The organism is Achromobacter sp. Marseille-Q0513 (genome assembly GCF_018195695.1).
GTDB lineage: Bacteria > Pseudomonadota > Gammaproteobacteria > Burkholderiales > Burkholderiaceae_B > Achromobacter.
The window spans coordinates 1-16,130 of the sequence record NZ_JAGTJY010000002.1; the positions used below are offsets into that span (position 1 = coordinate 1).

Below are 16,130 nucleotides of genomic sequence, written 5' to 3' on the forward strand. Positions count from 1 at the left end.
GGCGCGCAGCGCCTCGCGCCAGCCGGCGTAGCCGGTGCCGGCGGCCAGCGGCAGGGTCAGGGTGCAGCCGGCGCCGGCGCCCGCGCCGGCAAAGCCCTGCCCCGCGGCCACCGCCGCCGCCACGCCGATGGAGACGGAGACGATGCGCGAATTGTTGACCGCGTCGACCGAGATGCCGGTCTGCGTGCGCACCAGGGTGGTGGAGCCCGCATTGGTCTCGCTGGTGCCGTCGATGTAGGCCAGCGTCTGGTTGCCGATCCGGTTGTCGGTCGCCGCGACCCCGGCCGCGATGCCCGCGCCGCTGCCCGGCGACACCGCCACGCCCAGCCCGCCGGCCACGGCCAGCACATAGCCGTCGTCGCGCGCCTGCACCGCCACGCCCGCCAGCGAGCCGCCGGTCGCGCGCGATTCGATCTGGCGGGCATTGCGGATGCCTGCCTCGTTGCGGCTGTTGACCCGGTTGATGGACACGGAGCCGCCCACCGCCACCGCCACGGTGCCCACGGCCACGCTGCCGGCGACGGTGATGTTGTTGATCGCGCCCTCGAAGCGCGAGGACACCTGCACGTGTCCGCCGCTCACCAGGCCTTCGGTGTCGCGGATCAGCGCCTTCACGGAATGCGAGCGCGAGATGCCCAGCGGCGCGCCGCCCACGTAGTTGTACGACAGGCTGGCGCCCACGGCGACGCTGGCGCCCTGGCTGCCCAGGCCCAGCGCCACCGCGCCGGCCAGGCTGTTGATGGTGGAGGCGTCGCGCGCCTGGACCAGCAGGTCGCCGCCCGCCGTCACGGCCTGGCCGCTGGCGGTGCCGGCGATCTCGGCCGTGATGGTGTTGGCGATCCAGTTCAGCACCGCCGAGCCGCCGAAGCCCACGTTGGCGCCCGAGCCGCCGGCCGCGACCGCGCCGCTGACCGCCATGGTGGAGATCTGGGCGTCCAGTCCCGGCGGCATGTCGTCGGGCCGGGCGAAGGTCGCCTGGACCACGATGTCGCCCGCGGCGGACAGCGCCGATCCCACCGCGCCCGCGTAGACGGTGTCGAACACCCGGTTGACCGCGAAGGCCATGCCGGCCGCCACGCGGCCGCCGACGGACACGGACACGTTGCCGGCCAGCGCCGAGATGCTGGCCGTGTCGCGGGCGGTGATGCGGATGTCGCCCGTGGTGGCCGTGATCGTCGATCCGTCCGTGATGCCCGCGTACACCGTGTTCTGGATGGTGTTGACCGCCAGCGAGCCGCTCACGGCCACGCCGGCGCCGCCGGCCAGGCCGACGGAGACGTTGTAGATGCTGGCGCGTTCTTCCGCGCTCACCTGCACGGCCTGCGCCGTCACCTGCGCGCCGCGGATGAGGGCGCGCACGCCGTTCTGCATGTCGGCCACGCCGACCGAGGCGCCGATGGCCGCCGAGGCGCCCTGCGTGGTGGAGATGCCCAGCGCGCCCGTGGCCGTGACGATGCGACTGCTGTCCTGGGCCGAGACCGAGACGCGTCCGGCATCGGCGCGCAGCTGCGTGCCGGCGGCCGCGCCGCTGTTGTCGATGACCGCCTGCACTTCGGTGCGCGACAGATTCACGCCGATGGCGCCCGCGCCGCCCAAGGACTTGCCGCCCGCGCCGGCCACGGTGATGCTGAGCATGCTGTTGGTCAGGCCATGGCCCTGCGTCAGCGCGCCGATGTCCAGCGAAATCATGCCGCCGCCGCTGTCGAGCTTGTCGACCACCTTGCGCAGCGTGACGCCGCCCGAGCCGCTGGTCGCGCCCAGCTGGATGGCGATGCCGTCCTTGGCGTTCTGCAGCGAGCTGGCCAGCTGATAGCGGTAGCTGCCGTTCTCGGACACATTGATGACGTAATAACGCTGGCCGTCCACCAGGCCGGCGATGGCCGTGCCCTGGCTTTGGTAGACCACCAGGTCGCCGGTGGCCAATCCGCCGTCGGTGGCCAGGCCCAGGCTGTTCTCGGCCGGATTGCGCGCGTTGCCCGAGGCGGCGCTCAGCGTCGCGTCCTGGGCCGGGCCCTGGCTGATGACGGTCTGCTGGGTGCCGTCGGGCTTGGTCGTGGTGGTGGACTGCGAGGTCTGCTGGTCGAGCTTGACCCGCGTGATGCCGATCATGGCATCCGGATTGACGGCGCTGGGCTTACCCTGGCCGTCGAGCAGCTTGTTGCCCGAGGCATCGGCCAGGTAGTACTGGTAGCGACCCGTGGCGGCGTTGAATTCGGACACATAGCCCAGCTGGGCCAGCGTCACGGCGCTGCCGTCGACCTGCTTGAAGCGCAGCGTGTTGCTGTCGATCACCTCGACCACATAGACGTGGTTGTCGGCCAGCCCGGTCAGCACGCCCTGGGCGCCCAGGTTGACCACCACCTTGTCGCCCGTCGCCAGGCCATGCGCCTTGGGCAGCGTCAGGCTGCCATTGGCGTTGAGCAACGCGCCGGCGGGATTGTCCACGCTGAAGCGCTGCGGCGCGCCGGCGGTCGTGGCGCCGCTGAAGTTCACCAGATTGCCCTGGCCGTCGCGCAGCTGGAACGACACCTGGCCGCTGACGGACCGGTCCAGATTGACCACGTAGTAGGTCACACCGACCTTGAGCACGTCCTGGCCCTGGCGCAGGATGCGGTTGGCCAGCACGTTCTCGATCTGGCCGTTGGCCAGCGAACCGCTGTAGACGATGGCCGAGCCTTCCTGCACGCCATCGAACGGGGCGTTGACCACCAGCCGGTTGTTGGCGCTGTCCACCCCCACCGTCGCGTCCGCGCCGTGGTACGGCTGCAGGTTGACGCGCGTGGCCTCCTGCATGCGCACGTGGGCGAAGCGGATGCCCGCGATGTTGCTCACCGCGCCGAACGCCAGCGCCTTGCCGCGCAGCGCGTCTTCCTGGGTGTCGGCCAGCTGGATGATGGCCTTGCCGTCCGGCGCCGCGCGCCGGATGATGTAGTAGATGCGGTCGCCGCGCAGGCTGCTGCCGTCGGCCAGCGTGATGTTGCCGGCGCCGGAGCTCAGGTAGATGCCATCGCCGGTCTGCCAGCCCGAGAACTCCTTGCCGGAGCTGCCTTGCGGCGCGCTCATGCCGGCGTTGCCGGTCGTGTCCTTGCCGTTGATGATCTCGGCGGCCGCGCCGGTGAAGGTCAGCGAGCTGCCGCCCTGGTTCACCGTGATGGCGCCGTCGTTCACCGCCAGCACGCTGCCGCCGTTCAGCTGGGCGTTGCCGCCCGCCGCCAGCGGATCCACCAGGCCGGCGTACACGTTGATGTCGCCGCGAGTGACGCGCACGTCGCTGGCCACGATGGCCGCGGTCACCTTGGGATTGGTCGCCGGCGAGCCGTTGCCGGCCACCTCGGCGATCTGCACCTGCGCGCCCGAATCGGCCAGCTGCTTGCTGTCGAAGCTCAGCAGGTTGCGGTCGAAGGCGGTATTGCCGCCCATGATGTTGACGGCCACGGCCAGGCCCACGGCCGCGCCCTCGGTCGCCACCGCGCCCGCCACCGTGATGGCGTACAGCGCCGACGCATCCGAGGCATTGACGCGCACGGCCTGCCCCGAGAAGCCGGCCGCCTGGCCCGCCTTGACGGTACTGTTCGAGATGCGCGCCTCGGTGGCGCCCCGCATCATGTTGACGTTGACCGCGCCGGCCAGCGCGAACTTCTTGGACAGCGCGCCCGCCGCGCCCACCGACACCATCAGCGGCGAGGAATGCGCCGACACGTCCAGCTTGCCCTGCACATCGATCGCGCTGTTCTCGATCAGCGCGCTGGTGCGCGAGCTGAATTCGTTGACGCTCACCGAGGCCCCCACGGCCACGGATCCGCCCAGCGTCACCGCCACGCCGCCGGTCACGGCCACCAGCGTGTTGTTCTCGGTGGCCTTGACCGTCAGCGCGTTGGCCGTGATGGCGCTGCTGCCGGCCACGGCCGCGTTGTTGACATAGCGCGGCAGCACATAGGCCGCCACCGCCGAATGCACGCGGTTGACCTGGATCGAGCCCGCGCCCGCGAACATGGCCTCGCCCATGCCCACGCCGACGCCCACCGCGCCGCCGCCCAGGGCCGAGTTGTCCTCGGCGGTCACGCTGACCGAGCCGCCCTTGTTGTTCACCACCGAGCCCTGGATGCCGGCCAGCACCGCGTTGCCGATCTCGTTGTAGCTGATGGCGATGCCCACGCCGGCCTTCTTGCCCACGCCAGCGGCGCCGGTGATGGCGATCAGCGTGGTCTTGTCCAGCGCGCTGACCTTGATGTCGTGGCCGCTGCTGTCCGCGCCGTCGTAGCGGACCTGGCTGTTCAGGATATAGCTCTCGATGCGGTTGCTCACCACATTGACCGTCACCGAGCCGCCCACGCCCGCGCCGTCGCGCGCCATGCCCAGCGCGCCGGCGAAGCCCACCGCCACCTGGCTGGACTCGGCCGACACGTCGAGCTTGCCGGTATACAGCAGTTCGATGGCCTGGCGGATGCCGGCCTCGACCCGGGTGTTGCTGATGTTCACGGCCACCGCCGCGCCCACGCCTGCCTTGCCGTCGCTGACCGCGCCGGCGCCTGCCACGGTGGCCAGCACGCTGCTGTCGCGCGCCTCGACCTTGACGTCGCGCGCGGTGATCTTGTTCGCGTTGCCCAGCAGGGCAATGTTCTTGTAGCTGGCCGTGGTCACCGCGGCCGAGCCGGCCAGGGCCACGCCCTTCTGGCCCTTGGCGCCGGCCATGCCGGCCGCCAGCGTCACCGCCACGCCCGTGCGGCGGGCCGACAGGGCCAGGTCGCCGGCCACCAGCAGGCTGCCCACCAGGGCCACCTCGGCGCGCGCCTCGCCGCCCAGCCCGTTCATGCTGTAGGCGCCGGCGATGCCGACGTTGGTCTTGGCATTGTCGGACTGCGCCAGCGCCACGGCGCCGGACAGCGCCAGCGCATGGGTGCCGTTGGTCGCGCTGATGGTGGCGTCGCCGCCGATCGTGATCGTCAGGCCGGCCGCGTTGATGTAGGCCTGGGCGAAGTCGTTGACCATGTTCACGGCGACCGCGCCGGATATCGCCACGCCCGCCTTGGACTGTTGCTGGCTGCCGCCGCCGCCCGAACCCGAGCCCGAGCCGCTGTCCTGCGTCAGCGTCGAGGTCGAGTTGCTCAGTTCCTTCAGGATGTCCGACAGCGACAGCAGCTCGTCGGGATCCGGCGCCGCGCTGTCCTTGCCCGGCGTCGCGCCGCCCTGGCTGGCCGGCGCCTTGGTGCCCAGCACGTCGGTGCCGCCGCCGGAGGTGCCGCCGCTGCCCGCGCCGGTGCCGTCGCCCGCGCCCGCCACCGGGCTGGAAACGCGCGAGCCGGAGACGGCCAGATTGCCGATGAAGCCCTTGTTCTCGCTGCCGATGAGCAGCTTGCCCGCCGAGAACGAACCGGCGGCGCCCGCCACCGGCGTGGCGTCGTCGCGCCGCTGGCCGATCAGGGCCTGGGTATCGCGGTTGACGTCATTGATGGCCACGCTCATGCCCACGCCCACGGTCTGGGAGCCGGCGGCGGCGCCGGCCACGGTGCCGACCCAGGTCGCGTCGTGCGCCTGGATCGACGCCGTGCCCGTGGCCGCCACGGTGGCGCCGCGCGCCACCTGGGCGACGGTGGTGGCGCTGGTCACGTTGACCAGCACCACGCCGTTCACGGCCACCGTCTTGGCCTGTCCGCCCGACGCGCCCAGCGTCACCGACACCAGCTCGTTGCCGGCCTCGACGTTCAAGTCCTTCGAGTAGATCCTGGCCGTGTCGGCGACGACGGCCTGGGTGTCGTGGGTCGCCACGTTGACATAGACCGACACGCCGATGGCCGAGCCATCCTTGGATTGGCTGCCGTAGTCGAAGCCGTCCACCTTGGGCGTGAGGAAGCCCTTGGCCAGATCCTTGCCGTAGGCCAGCCGGCCCTGCGTCTTTTCGCGGTCGGGCGCCTGCTTCAGCGATTTTTCCCCGCCGATCGACATCGACGGCAGGATGATGTTGCCCACCAGGTTCATGCGCTGGGTCGAATTCAGCGCCTTGATGTCGACGTTGCCAGCCGCGCCGCCCGCGCCGCCGCGCGTGTCGATCAGGCCCGCCACGGTGGTCCGGGTCTGGGTGGACTGCACGTCGATGGCGAAAGCGCCCGACAGCGCCAGCTTCTTGCTCTTGGCGGTCGCGCTGGCCCAGCTGCTGAAGCTGGACGAGATGCCGCCCGTGCTGGTCAGCGTGGCCTGGAGATTGGTCAGGAAGGCCTTGGCCGCGCCGGTCGCCACGCCCATCTTGGCCGAGGTGCCGTCGGCCGCCTTCCACTTGGCCTCGATGCCGTCGAACGGCGCGTACAGGTTGACCAGCCAGAGCTTGTTCGGGTCGATCTGGTTCAGGCTCTGCGCCGACACGGCGACGGCGCCGCCCTTGGTCGAAATGCTGGCGTTGGCCGCCACGTTCGCCGTGGTCTTGATGTCGTCGATGCGGATCAGCACCGCCGCCGCCGCGCCCAGGTCGGAGCCGTCCGGGCCCACGTTGCGCTTGACCTGGTCGGTGGTGACGTCGTTCTTCTTTTTCAGGAAGGCCTGCTTGTCAGCGACGACCTTGTCGTCGACGCCGCTCATCACGGTGAGCTTGGTGTTGTAGTTGCTGCGCGCCTCGACCTGCACGGCGCCGCCCGCGGTCGTGATCTGCGCGGCGTTCTGGCCATCGCCGATGCGCACCGTGGTGCTGAAGTTGTTGATCGCCATGCCCAGCGCGGCGCCGACCTGGAACTCGGTCGACGGATTGTCGATCTCCTTCTGGATATCCTTGTCGTAGTCGACGATCTTCTGCGCGTCCTTCTTGGCCTTGACGTCGCGCAGCTTCTCCTTGAAGGTCCGGCTGTTGCTGTCCTGGACCAGCGCGCCGAAGAAGGATTTCACATACTGCGTGCCGGTGCCCAGGCCCTTGGTCACCGCGCCGGAAATCGGCGTGGTGATCTTGCTGGTGACGGCCGACTTGGCCTCGTACTGCACCTTGCCCGCGTAGTCGCCGCCCGTGGCGGCGCGCCCGCCCAGGATGGTCTTGACCGAGATCGCGCTGCCGCCGTCCAGCGTCAGCGCCTGCACCAGCACCTTGCCCGCGTCGCCCGCGACGATCGTGCCGTCCATGAAGACTTCGGTGTTGACCCGGCTGTAGGCGAAGCCCACCGCCGCGCCGACCTTGGCGTACTTGGCGTCGTACTGCCCCGACTCCTGCGCGGGGCCGGTGGAGGTGCTGCCCGACGCCGGCGGCACGACCTTGGTGTCGTCGCTCTCGGCCATGCTGCCCGAGACCGAAATGCTGATGCCGACCTTGTGCTTGGTCTGGGCCGCGACGGTCACGTCGCCGCCCACGCCGCTGGCGACGTAGGTATAGGGATTGTCAGTGGCGCGCTGCCCCGTCTCCAGCCTGGCGCCGCTGCCGATGCGCACGGAGGCGTCGCTCAGCACCACGCTCACGCCCACGCCGATCACGGCCGGCACGGCGCCGATCTGGCCCGGCGTCAACGAGATGATCAGCGACTGGTCGCTGTCGGCCCGCACGGTGATGCTCTTGGCCGCCACCAGCCTGCCGTCGATGGTCACGCGGGAATAGCTCTCCAGCACGCCGACCGCGATGCCGGCGATCTTGGCCACCAGCGGGCTCAGCTCCACCTTGACGGTGTTGCTGGCCTTGACCGAGATGTCGCTGTTGGACACCAGCCTGGCATTGCTGCCGACATTGATGGACGTGCTGTACTTGATGCCGGCCCAGGCGGCCATGGCGCCGGCCGTGTCAGTGAAGGCCTTCACCGCCTCCAGCGCCTTGCTCGCGCCGCCGGTGATCTTGCCCCAGATGCCGCTGGCTGCCGGACCGTTGTCGGGCTGCTTGTACAGGGCGCTGTCCAGCTTGGCGTCCAGGCTGATGCCGCCGCCGTTGGCGTTGGTCGCCCAGAGCGTGGCGTTCCGGACCGTGATGGCTGCCTCGACCGTGTAGATCTGCGCGACCGTGCTGCGCCACGGGCGATAGCTCTGCGCCACCACCTGGATGGCGCCGGCCGTCAGCAGGATGTTGGCGCCCGTGTCCTTGCCGATCGTGATCTGCTGGCCTTCCAGGCGCAGCGTATGCTGGTTGTCGACGGTGATGTCATGCTCGACCGTGTAGGTCCCGCCCTTGACGGTCACGTTGCGCCCGGCGGCGGCCTTGCCGGGGTCGATGTCGACCACGCCCTTGTCGCCCAGGTCCAGCACGTAGCCGACGTTGTCGGTGTTGGCGTCCATCTTGACGCCAACCAGCGCGCCGTTGGCCTGCAGCAGTTCGGACAGCGAGGTCGAGACGGCCGGGGCCGAGCCGGTCGCCTCGGCGGCGTACTTGAAGATCTGCACCGTGTTGTTGCTGCCGCCGGCCTGCGCCAGCGACAAGACGACCTGCGCGCCGCCGGTGACGGCCGGCTGCTGCACCACGAAGCTGACGTTGCTGGTGTTGCCCTTCAGGATGTTGAAGCCGCCGTGGCTGGCCAGCGTGACGGGCGCGTTCCAGGCCGTGGCGTCCAGCGTCACCGATCCGGTTGCGTTGCGGGCGTACAGCGCGGCGTCGTTCATGGCGCCCGCGGTGAACAGCACCTTGCCCAACTGGGTCGAGCCATTCAGGTAATAAACGCTGTCCGTCGCGCCGGCGCCGGACGCCAGCACCACGCTCTGCTTCGTATTGACCACCAGGTGATGGGTGCCGGTTCCGGCCTGCGTCTGGATACGGTTGCCTTCGCCCGTATCGCTGGCGCCCATGCCGTAGTTGACGATATAGGTGTTGTCGCCGCCGCCCGAGCGCACCAGGGCATTGCCGCCAGCCAGCGTGAACTCGGTGCGGTGGCCAACGGCCAGCGCGTCGCCGCGCAGCACGCCGTTGGCGTCGGAACCGCGCTGCAGCGCGCCTTGCGCGATCAGGCCCAGCTGCCAGGCGGCCTGCGACACGGCCACCGTGGAACTGGACGTGGTGCCGTCGGCGTTGAGCTGCGCCTGCATGCCGGGCAGCAGCGTGTAGGCGCCCGACAGGCCGGCGTTCAGCGCATCCTGGCTATAGCGGATTTCCAGCTGTCCCTGGGCGTTGAGGCTGGCGTCCAGCGCGTACAGATAATCCCAGCGCGTGCTGGTGTCGGAGGCGGCCAGCAGCTTGCCGGCATTGGGGCCTTCCACGGCGACGCGCAGCGGCGCGCCGGCGGCGTCCACCATCACGCTGGCCTTGATCGCGTCGATCAGGTCCTGGATGGTGCGTATGCCTTCCAGGCCCACGTCCACGCGGGCGTTGCCGGCTGCGGGGAAGAGCAGGCTCAGCGCGGGACCGTTGCTGGCCTGGTAGCCGCTCTTCAGGTCGCTGAGATAGGTCTTGGTGGTGACGCCGGTGAAGCCGGTGGTGTCGACGACGCGGCCATCGTCCTGCACGGTGATGGCGAAATCGTTGACGTTGGTGAAGGTCGAGACCAGCGTCTGCCCGCCGCTCGCGGCGAAGGTCAGACGGCCGTTGGTGACGGTCAGGCTGTTGGCGCCCGTGGCGACGCGGATGGTGTTGTCGCCGGCCGAGCCGATGACGTCGCTGACGTAGGCGTTGCCGATGATGAAGGTGTTCGCCCGGCCGGCGCTGCCGTCGATGCTGACCCGCCCCCTGAATTCAGAGGTGTCGATCCAGTTGCTGTAGTCCCCGCCCACCACCTTGGCGGACGTGATGTTGCGGAACTTCGATCCGGTGATGTCGGTGGCGCCGCGCTGGATCCAGCCGTCCCAGCCCGCGCTGGCATTGCTGGTGCGCAGGGCCAGCCAGCCCGCGCCCTTGCGGGCGTCGGCATCGGCCTTCAGCTCGGCCGCCGTCGCGCCCGTCAGGCCATCGGCCATGGCCACCAGCTCGGTGCTGGCGTTCAGGCCGGTGCCGCCGGTGATGTCGTAGACGCCGCCCAGCAGGATGATCTGGTGCTGGCGGTTGGCGCCGTTGCCGGCCTTGATCACGCCGCCGGCCATCATGCCGCTCACCAGCACGGTGTTGCCCGAGAAGGCCGAGGCATCGATCAGGGTGGCGTTCAGGCCGCCGTTCAGCATGGCGTCCGTGAACGTGCCATGCAGCGTGTTGCTCAGGACCGCGCCGGCGCCGCCATTGGTGCCCAGGCCGTCGTCCACATGGGTGGCCTGCAGGCCCGTGTTGGTCAGGACGAAGTTCCAGCTGCCGTTCTCGGACAGCTTGTTGCTCAGCGCGCCCGCCTGAGCCCAGAGATCGTTGTTCCCTTGATAGCCGGTGAACGTGTTGTTGCCCAGGCCGCCGCGCAGCACGTTGGCGCCGGCGCTGCCGATCAGGGTCAGGTCGCCCGAATAGCCCGAGCCGTCCAGCGTGACAAGGGTGGCGGCGTGATAGGCGCTGCCCGGCGCCGCCGCGCTGTCGATGGTGCGATAGTCCTGCAGCGTCACGGCGCCCACGCCGTGCAGATCGACCCGGGTGGCCGCCGTCGCGCCCGGCGGCGTGTTGGTCAGCACCGCCGTGGTCCTGTCGCCCGTCAGCGTCGCGTCGCTTTCCACGCCGCCGATGTATTCGGTGGTGCCACCGTTCAGGTTGCCGTTGCCGTAGACGATGTCGTTGCCGCCGCCGCCGCTGATGCGGTTGACGCCGCGGCTGTTGGCCACGGTGATGATGTTGTCGCCCAGGCTGCCGACGATGTCGTTGCCGTACTTGCCGCCCGCGCCGATCACGTTGGCGATGTTCAGCACGCCGCTCAGGCCGCTGGCGTCGTACAGGGCGGTGGCCTCGTCCTGGTAGTTCAGGTTGACGCTGACGTTGTCTTCGTAGGCCGAGTAGTCCAGCGTGGTCTTGCCCGCCACGCCGACGAAGATCTGGATATCGAGATTGCTGACGAGCGCCGTGGCGCCCGCGAGGCTGTTGATGGTGCCGTCGCGCGCCACGCCGGCGCCCAGGTAGACGCTCACGCCGCCCTGGGTCTGCACGCGGGCGGTGATGTCGGCGCCGAATTGGGAGAGGTCCAGTGTGTTGCCGCTTTGGCCAGCCTGCTGGGTCAGGGTGAATCCGCTGATGCCGGCGCCGACGATGTAGGTGTTGCCGCCGCCGCTGCCCTTGATGATGTCCTGCGCGTTGCTGATGGTGACGGTGGTGTCGCCCACCACGGTGATGCGGTTGCCGCCTTGGGCCGAGCCCTTCACCGCGCTGATCGCCCGCACGTAGCCGAATCCGGTCGGCGGCGGCGGCGGCACGGCTTCGCCATTGCCGCTCGCCGTGGGACCGGACAGGTCCACCGTCACGCCGGTCGCGTAGCCGCTGTAGTCCAGCAAGGTCTTGCCGTTCTGCGAGGTGCCGACCAGGTTGAAGGTCTTTTCGCCGATCTTCAGGCTCTGGCTGCCGTCGGCCGACTTGAACACCACGTTGACCGTGCGTTCGGTCCAGTTGTTGTTGGCGTCGACCGTGGTGTAGCGGATCTGGTAGCTGTCGTTGTTGCTGATGATGGCGGTGACGTTGCCCTTGATCGCCGAGAAGTCCAGCGTGTTGTTGTCGTTGCCGTCGTCCTGGTTGCGCACCCAGACACCGTTCTCCTGCTTCATGCCCTGGCGCAGTTCGATGGTCGTGGTCGCGGCGGTGGAACTGTTGTTGAACACGAAGGTGTTGCCGCTGCCGTAGGCCACCAGCTTGTCGTTGGTCGCCACGCCGACCAGCGTGGAGCCGCCGGTCTGCACGCCGGTGGAGGTCGCCATCACGCCATCCCAGCGCGCCACGGTCAGCGTGGTGGCCTCGATGGCGCCGTGACGGTAGTCCAGCACCCAGTCGCCGCCCAGCGCGGCGCTGCCGACGGTATGCGTGGCCGCGGCCACGTCGGCGCGCGTGATGGCGGACAGGCTGTCCACGAAGGCCACGCCGCCCTTGCCGGCTGCCACGTTGCAGCCATAGAGCAGGATGTCGCCCTGTTCGGCCATCGCGTCGCCCCAGGCGCGCAGCTGGTCCTTGTAGGAATCGAGCTGGCCCTGGCCCAGCGTCGCCGAGCCCAGCGTGAGCGAGCCCGCGCTGCCGTGGCTCATGATCTGCACGGCCGCCAGGTCCTTGTGCTGCCCCAGGATGCGGGTGATCTGGTCGACGCCGTCATAGCGGCCGTCCAGCACGATGATCTCGGTGTCATGGCTGCGCAGCACCTGCAGTTGCGGGCCCTCGCCCGTGGGCCGGGCCAGCCCGCCCAGGCCTTCGGTCTTGCCGCTGACCAGGCTGTACAGCCCCTGGACCATCTGTTCGGCGTTGTCGATGGACGGATCCACGAAGATGATCTGGCGCACCGGCGTGCGCTCGGACTGCGTGGTGTAGCCCTCGATGGCGGTCAGGGGCGCGGGCTGGCCGGCCGCCTGGCCCGGCAGCCAGGCCTTGGCGTCGCCCTGGCGCGCGGCGTTGGCCTTGGCATACTGATCCAGCGAGATCTGCTCGCCCAGCACGCCCTGCTTCTGGAAGGCGGCGCGCTCGACCAGGTAGGGATGCGCGCCCGGCGCGCTGGTCTTCTTGGCCTGCGCGCCGGCCTGCCCGGGCTGGGCGGGCATTGTCACCGGCGCCTGCTCGCCGGCCGGCGGCGGAGGCGGCGGCACCAGTTCGGCCGACATCAGGTAGCGGCGCTCCAGCGCCTCGAACAGCGGCCGCCGCCGGAACAGGGATTGCTGCACCTCGCGGGAGGAACGGCCGGTCCAGAGTTTGCGCGCCAGTTTCTTGATGCTCATATCGCTACCCGATGTTCAATGTCGCCGGATCCGTTCCGGCCTAGATCGGAAATGGCCATCCCGCCGGGATGGCCCTGTCTGTTGTTCATGCCGCCAGGCAGGACTACAGGATCTGCTGGCTGATCGCCGCGATGTCCGCCGCGTTCAAGGTTCCCGCCGCCTGCTTGAGCTTCAGCCCGTCCAGCACGAAGTTGTATCCCGCCTCGGCCTGCTGCCGCTTGGCGTTGTAGAGATTGCGCGTCGCGTCCAGCACGCTGACGACATCGTTCAGGCCGGCCCTGAAGCCTTCTTCCTTCTGCCTGAGCGCCAGCTCGAACGACTGCACCGAGCTGTCCAGCGCCTTGATGCGGTCCATGCCGATGACGATGTTCTGGAACGAGGAGAACACCTGGCGCTGCACCTTGCGGCGCGCCAGGCTGAGTTCGGACGAGGCCGCGCCCAGCCGGCTGGCGGCCGCATGGCTCATGCCGTAGGTGTAGCCGCTCTGGAAGATGGGCACGCTCAGGTTCAGCGTGACGCGGGTGTCGCCCACGGTGCTGCCGCCGCCGAACAGGCTGCCGCCGGTCTCGTTGCGGCCGGTCGAGGCGCGCAGCGCCATGCTCGGGTAGTAGCCGGCGCGCTGCACCGACACTTCCTTCTCGGCCACGGCCACGGCGGCCGAGGCCGCGCGGATCGACCAGTTCTGTTCCAGCGCCGTGCGCAGCCAGACCTGCACGTCGTTGGGCTGCGGCACGGCCATGGGCAGGTCCTTGCGCACGCGGTGCAGCCTGACGTTGCCGTAGCCGATGATTTCCTGCAGGCCCTGCTGCTTGTCCAGGTAGTCGTGGCGGGCCAGCAGCGTGTTGGCTTCCTGCAGGTCCAGGCGGGCCTGCACCTCGCTCACGCCCACCTCGGTTTCCTGGCCGCTGCGGTAGCGCGCCCGCACCAGCTCCATCTGCTTCTGGGTGGTGTTGCGCTCGGCCTCGGTCAGCTCGATCTGGTCCTGGGCGGCCAGGATGCTCAGGTAGGCGGTGGCCGTGCGCAGCATCAGGTCCTGCTGGGCATAGGCGTAGCTGGCCACTTCCTTGCGCTCGGCTTCCTGCGACTGGCGCCACTTGTGGAAGGCGCCCAGGTCGAGGATGGGCTGGGTCAGGGTCAGCGCCCAGCCGTTCTCGTTCCAGTTGGCCTGGCCGGTCTGGTAGACGGCGTTCTGGCTGTTGATCACGTTCTGCTTGACGCGCGAGCGGTTGGCCTCGCCCGTCACGCTGGGCAGCAGCCCGGCGCGGGCCGCCATCACGCCATAGCCCACCGCCTGCAGTTCCTGGTAGGCGCCGCGCAGCTGCGGATCGTTCTGCAGCGCCACCATGTAGACCTGGTCCAGCGTCATGGGATCCGCCTGCGCGGGCAGCTCGGCGGCGTTGTAGGCCGGCATCTCGTCGGCCCGGTACGCGGCGGGCGCCGGCAGTTGCGTCTTGTCGTCGAAGCGCGGCGCCGGCAAGGGCGCGACCTGGTCCATGCGGGCGCTGGGCGCGGGCAGCGCGTGGTCGCGCTCCTGCGGCCCCACCGGCTCGGTGCGCAGCAGGCCCGCGTCGGTCTGTATCTGCGCGGGCGTGGCTTCGGTCTGCTGCGGCGCGCGCGCGGCGCAGGCCGTCAGCCCCAGCACGGCGGCCAGGGCGGCCGGCGTCATCCAGCGCCGGCGGCGCATGGCGTATCGATGGAGATCAGTCATAGTAAACAGTAAGGAACTCATGTCCGTCCCGCGCCGTGCCGGCCGCCAGGCTATAGAGGCTGCGCGGCTCGTCGGGCACGAGCAGGGCCAGCACCTCGCTCTCGGGCAAGGCGAGGCTGCCGGCCAGGCGCAGCAGATCGGGAATGAAATCGCGCAGCGGCAGATGCGCGCCGCGAAATGTCACGGTGAAGGAGTCGCGCCGGGTGTCGGCCTCGTCCACTTCCAGGAACATGAAGCCCGCCGGATCGGCGGTCTCGGCGGCGCGGGCGATGATGTCCCGGGCCGTTCCTCGGAGCACCGGCAGGGCCAGCCGCTCCAGATAGGCTTGCAGGTGCCCGTCGAAGGCGGCACGGGTGTCGAGGTGCCGCATGCGATAGGCGGTCACGGCCGCCACGCTCTCATCTTCCGGATGCCACTTGTAGCCGCAGCCCAGCGGCAGCACGCCGTGCTGGCGCAGCGCCTCGGGCGCGGGCATGAATTCCAGGTAGATGCGATAGGTGCCGCCGTCGCCGATGTCAGGCTCGTAGGCGAAGAACATGGCGCGCGCCTGCTCCATGTCCTGCATCACCCGCAGCCACAGGGACTGCGGGATGGCCAGCTGGCGCGACAGCGTCGAGAAATCGAGCTGGCGCCAGTGCTCGCGGCGCACGCCGAGCAGGAAGCGGTTGCCGACCAGGCCGGCGGCCGAGAACTTCATCGACCATTCCACGCCGTCGATCTGCTTGTCCTTGAACAGCGACAACAGGCGGTCCGCCCAGAGGCGGCGCTCCCCCCGCAAGGTATGCAGGGGAATGTGCACCTGTTCGTCGCCGGCGCCCGGCGCCGGTGTCAGCGTCGCGGTCGTCATGCCAGCCGCCAGGCTCAGGCCGCCGCTTGCCGCGGCGCGGCGTCGGTGGAGGACGAGACGTCCTCCTGCTGCTGGGCGCGCTGGCGCCGCTGGTCGTCCAGCATCGCCGCCAGGCGCGGCACGTTGCCGAGCGAGGCGCGGTGCAGTTCGATCAGGCGCAGGATGCCGGCGCGCTGCAGCTCGACCACGCGCACGTCATCCAGGCCCGTGAACTTCTGGTCGTCCACGACCCAGAAACCGCTCAGGTAGCGTTCGCCGTCGGCCTGCGAGATGGTGATGGTCTTGGCCGTCAGCAGGCCCAGCTCGTTCAGGCGCTGCGCCATCTGCTTGGTCAGCTCCATCTCGCCCTGGAAGACGCGCAGGAATTCCATCATCTGCGTCAGGTAGCCGGTTTCCTTGCCGTCCTCGAACAGCGCCACGCCCTCGATGCCGTTGATGCCGGGATAGGACTCGTCGATGCACACCGCCAGGCGCTCTGCCTCGGACGTGGTGCCCAGCACGAAGGGATAGCGGCGCGCGAAGGCCGGCACATAGGTGTCCGCCTGCCACATGCCATCCGCCGTCACGAAGAGATTGGAGCGGTCTTCCAGGCCCAGCAACACGGCGACGTGGAAGTTGTTGTGCTCGTCGCCCACGAAGACGATGGGATAGTGGCGGCCGGCGTCGGCGAACTCGCTGGCGGCGATGGGCAGCGCGTTGGTGTCGCGGGCGAAGGCATAGTGATCCGGCTGGATCTGGATCTTCGTGTCTTGGTGCGCGGCACGGTCCAGCGCCACGGCGCGTTCGTAAAAAGCGGTTGCGGACATTTGGTAAACCCCCTGTAAAACTGTTACTCGTCTTTTCGTTGACATGCGCGCAGCGGCTGTCGCGCAACTCTCGGGAAACCCT

At 69.5% G+C, this 16,130-nt stretch carries 4 protein-coding genes; all 4 read right to left on the reverse strand.

The window, feature by feature from the left end; all coding sequences use genetic code 11:
- Window positions 1-12,687, reverse strand: a 12,687-nt coding sequence (locus tag KDH83_RS00740; protein ID WP_212312153.1) for a DUF4347 domain-containing protein, incomplete at its 3' end; no start/stop codon positions are given.
- 103 nt (window positions 12,688-12,790) lie between these two features.
- A complete protein-coding gene (locus KDH83_RS00745) occupies window positions 12,791-14,371 on the reverse strand; it encodes a TolC family outer membrane protein (RefSeq protein WP_249204730.1) in 1,581 nt (526 codons plus the stop codon).
- 16 nt (window positions 14,372-14,387) lie between these two features.
- Window positions 14,388-15,242 (reverse strand): hypothetical protein, encoded by an 855-nt coding sequence (locus tag KDH83_RS00750; protein WP_212312155.1) that lies wholly within the window; start codon window positions 15,240-15,242, stop codon window positions 14,388-14,390.
- Window positions 15,243-15,256: 14 nt separating this feature from the next.
- Window positions 15,257-16,048 carry a SapC family protein gene (locus tag KDH83_RS00755; RefSeq protein WP_212312156.1) on the reverse strand — a complete coding sequence of 264 codons (792 nt, stop codon included), beginning with the start codon at window positions 16,046-16,048 and terminating at the stop codon, window positions 15,257-15,259.
- Window positions 16,049-16,130: the final 82 nt, after the last annotated feature.

Bases quoted from the DNA above. Each gene is read 5' to 3' on its own strand.
- KDH83_RS00745 (WP_249204730.1), bottom strand. From the start codon at position 14,371: ATGCGCCGCCGGCGCTGGATGACGCCGGCCGCCCTGGCCGCCGTGCTG.
- KDH83_RS00750 (WP_212312155.1), bottom strand. From the start codon at position 15,242: ATGACGACCGCGACGCTGACACCGGCGCCGGGCGCCGGCGACGAACAG.
- KDH83_RS00755 (WP_212312156.1), bottom strand. From the start codon at position 16,048: ATGTCCGCAACCGCTTTTTACGAACGCGCCGTGGCGCTGGACCGTGCC.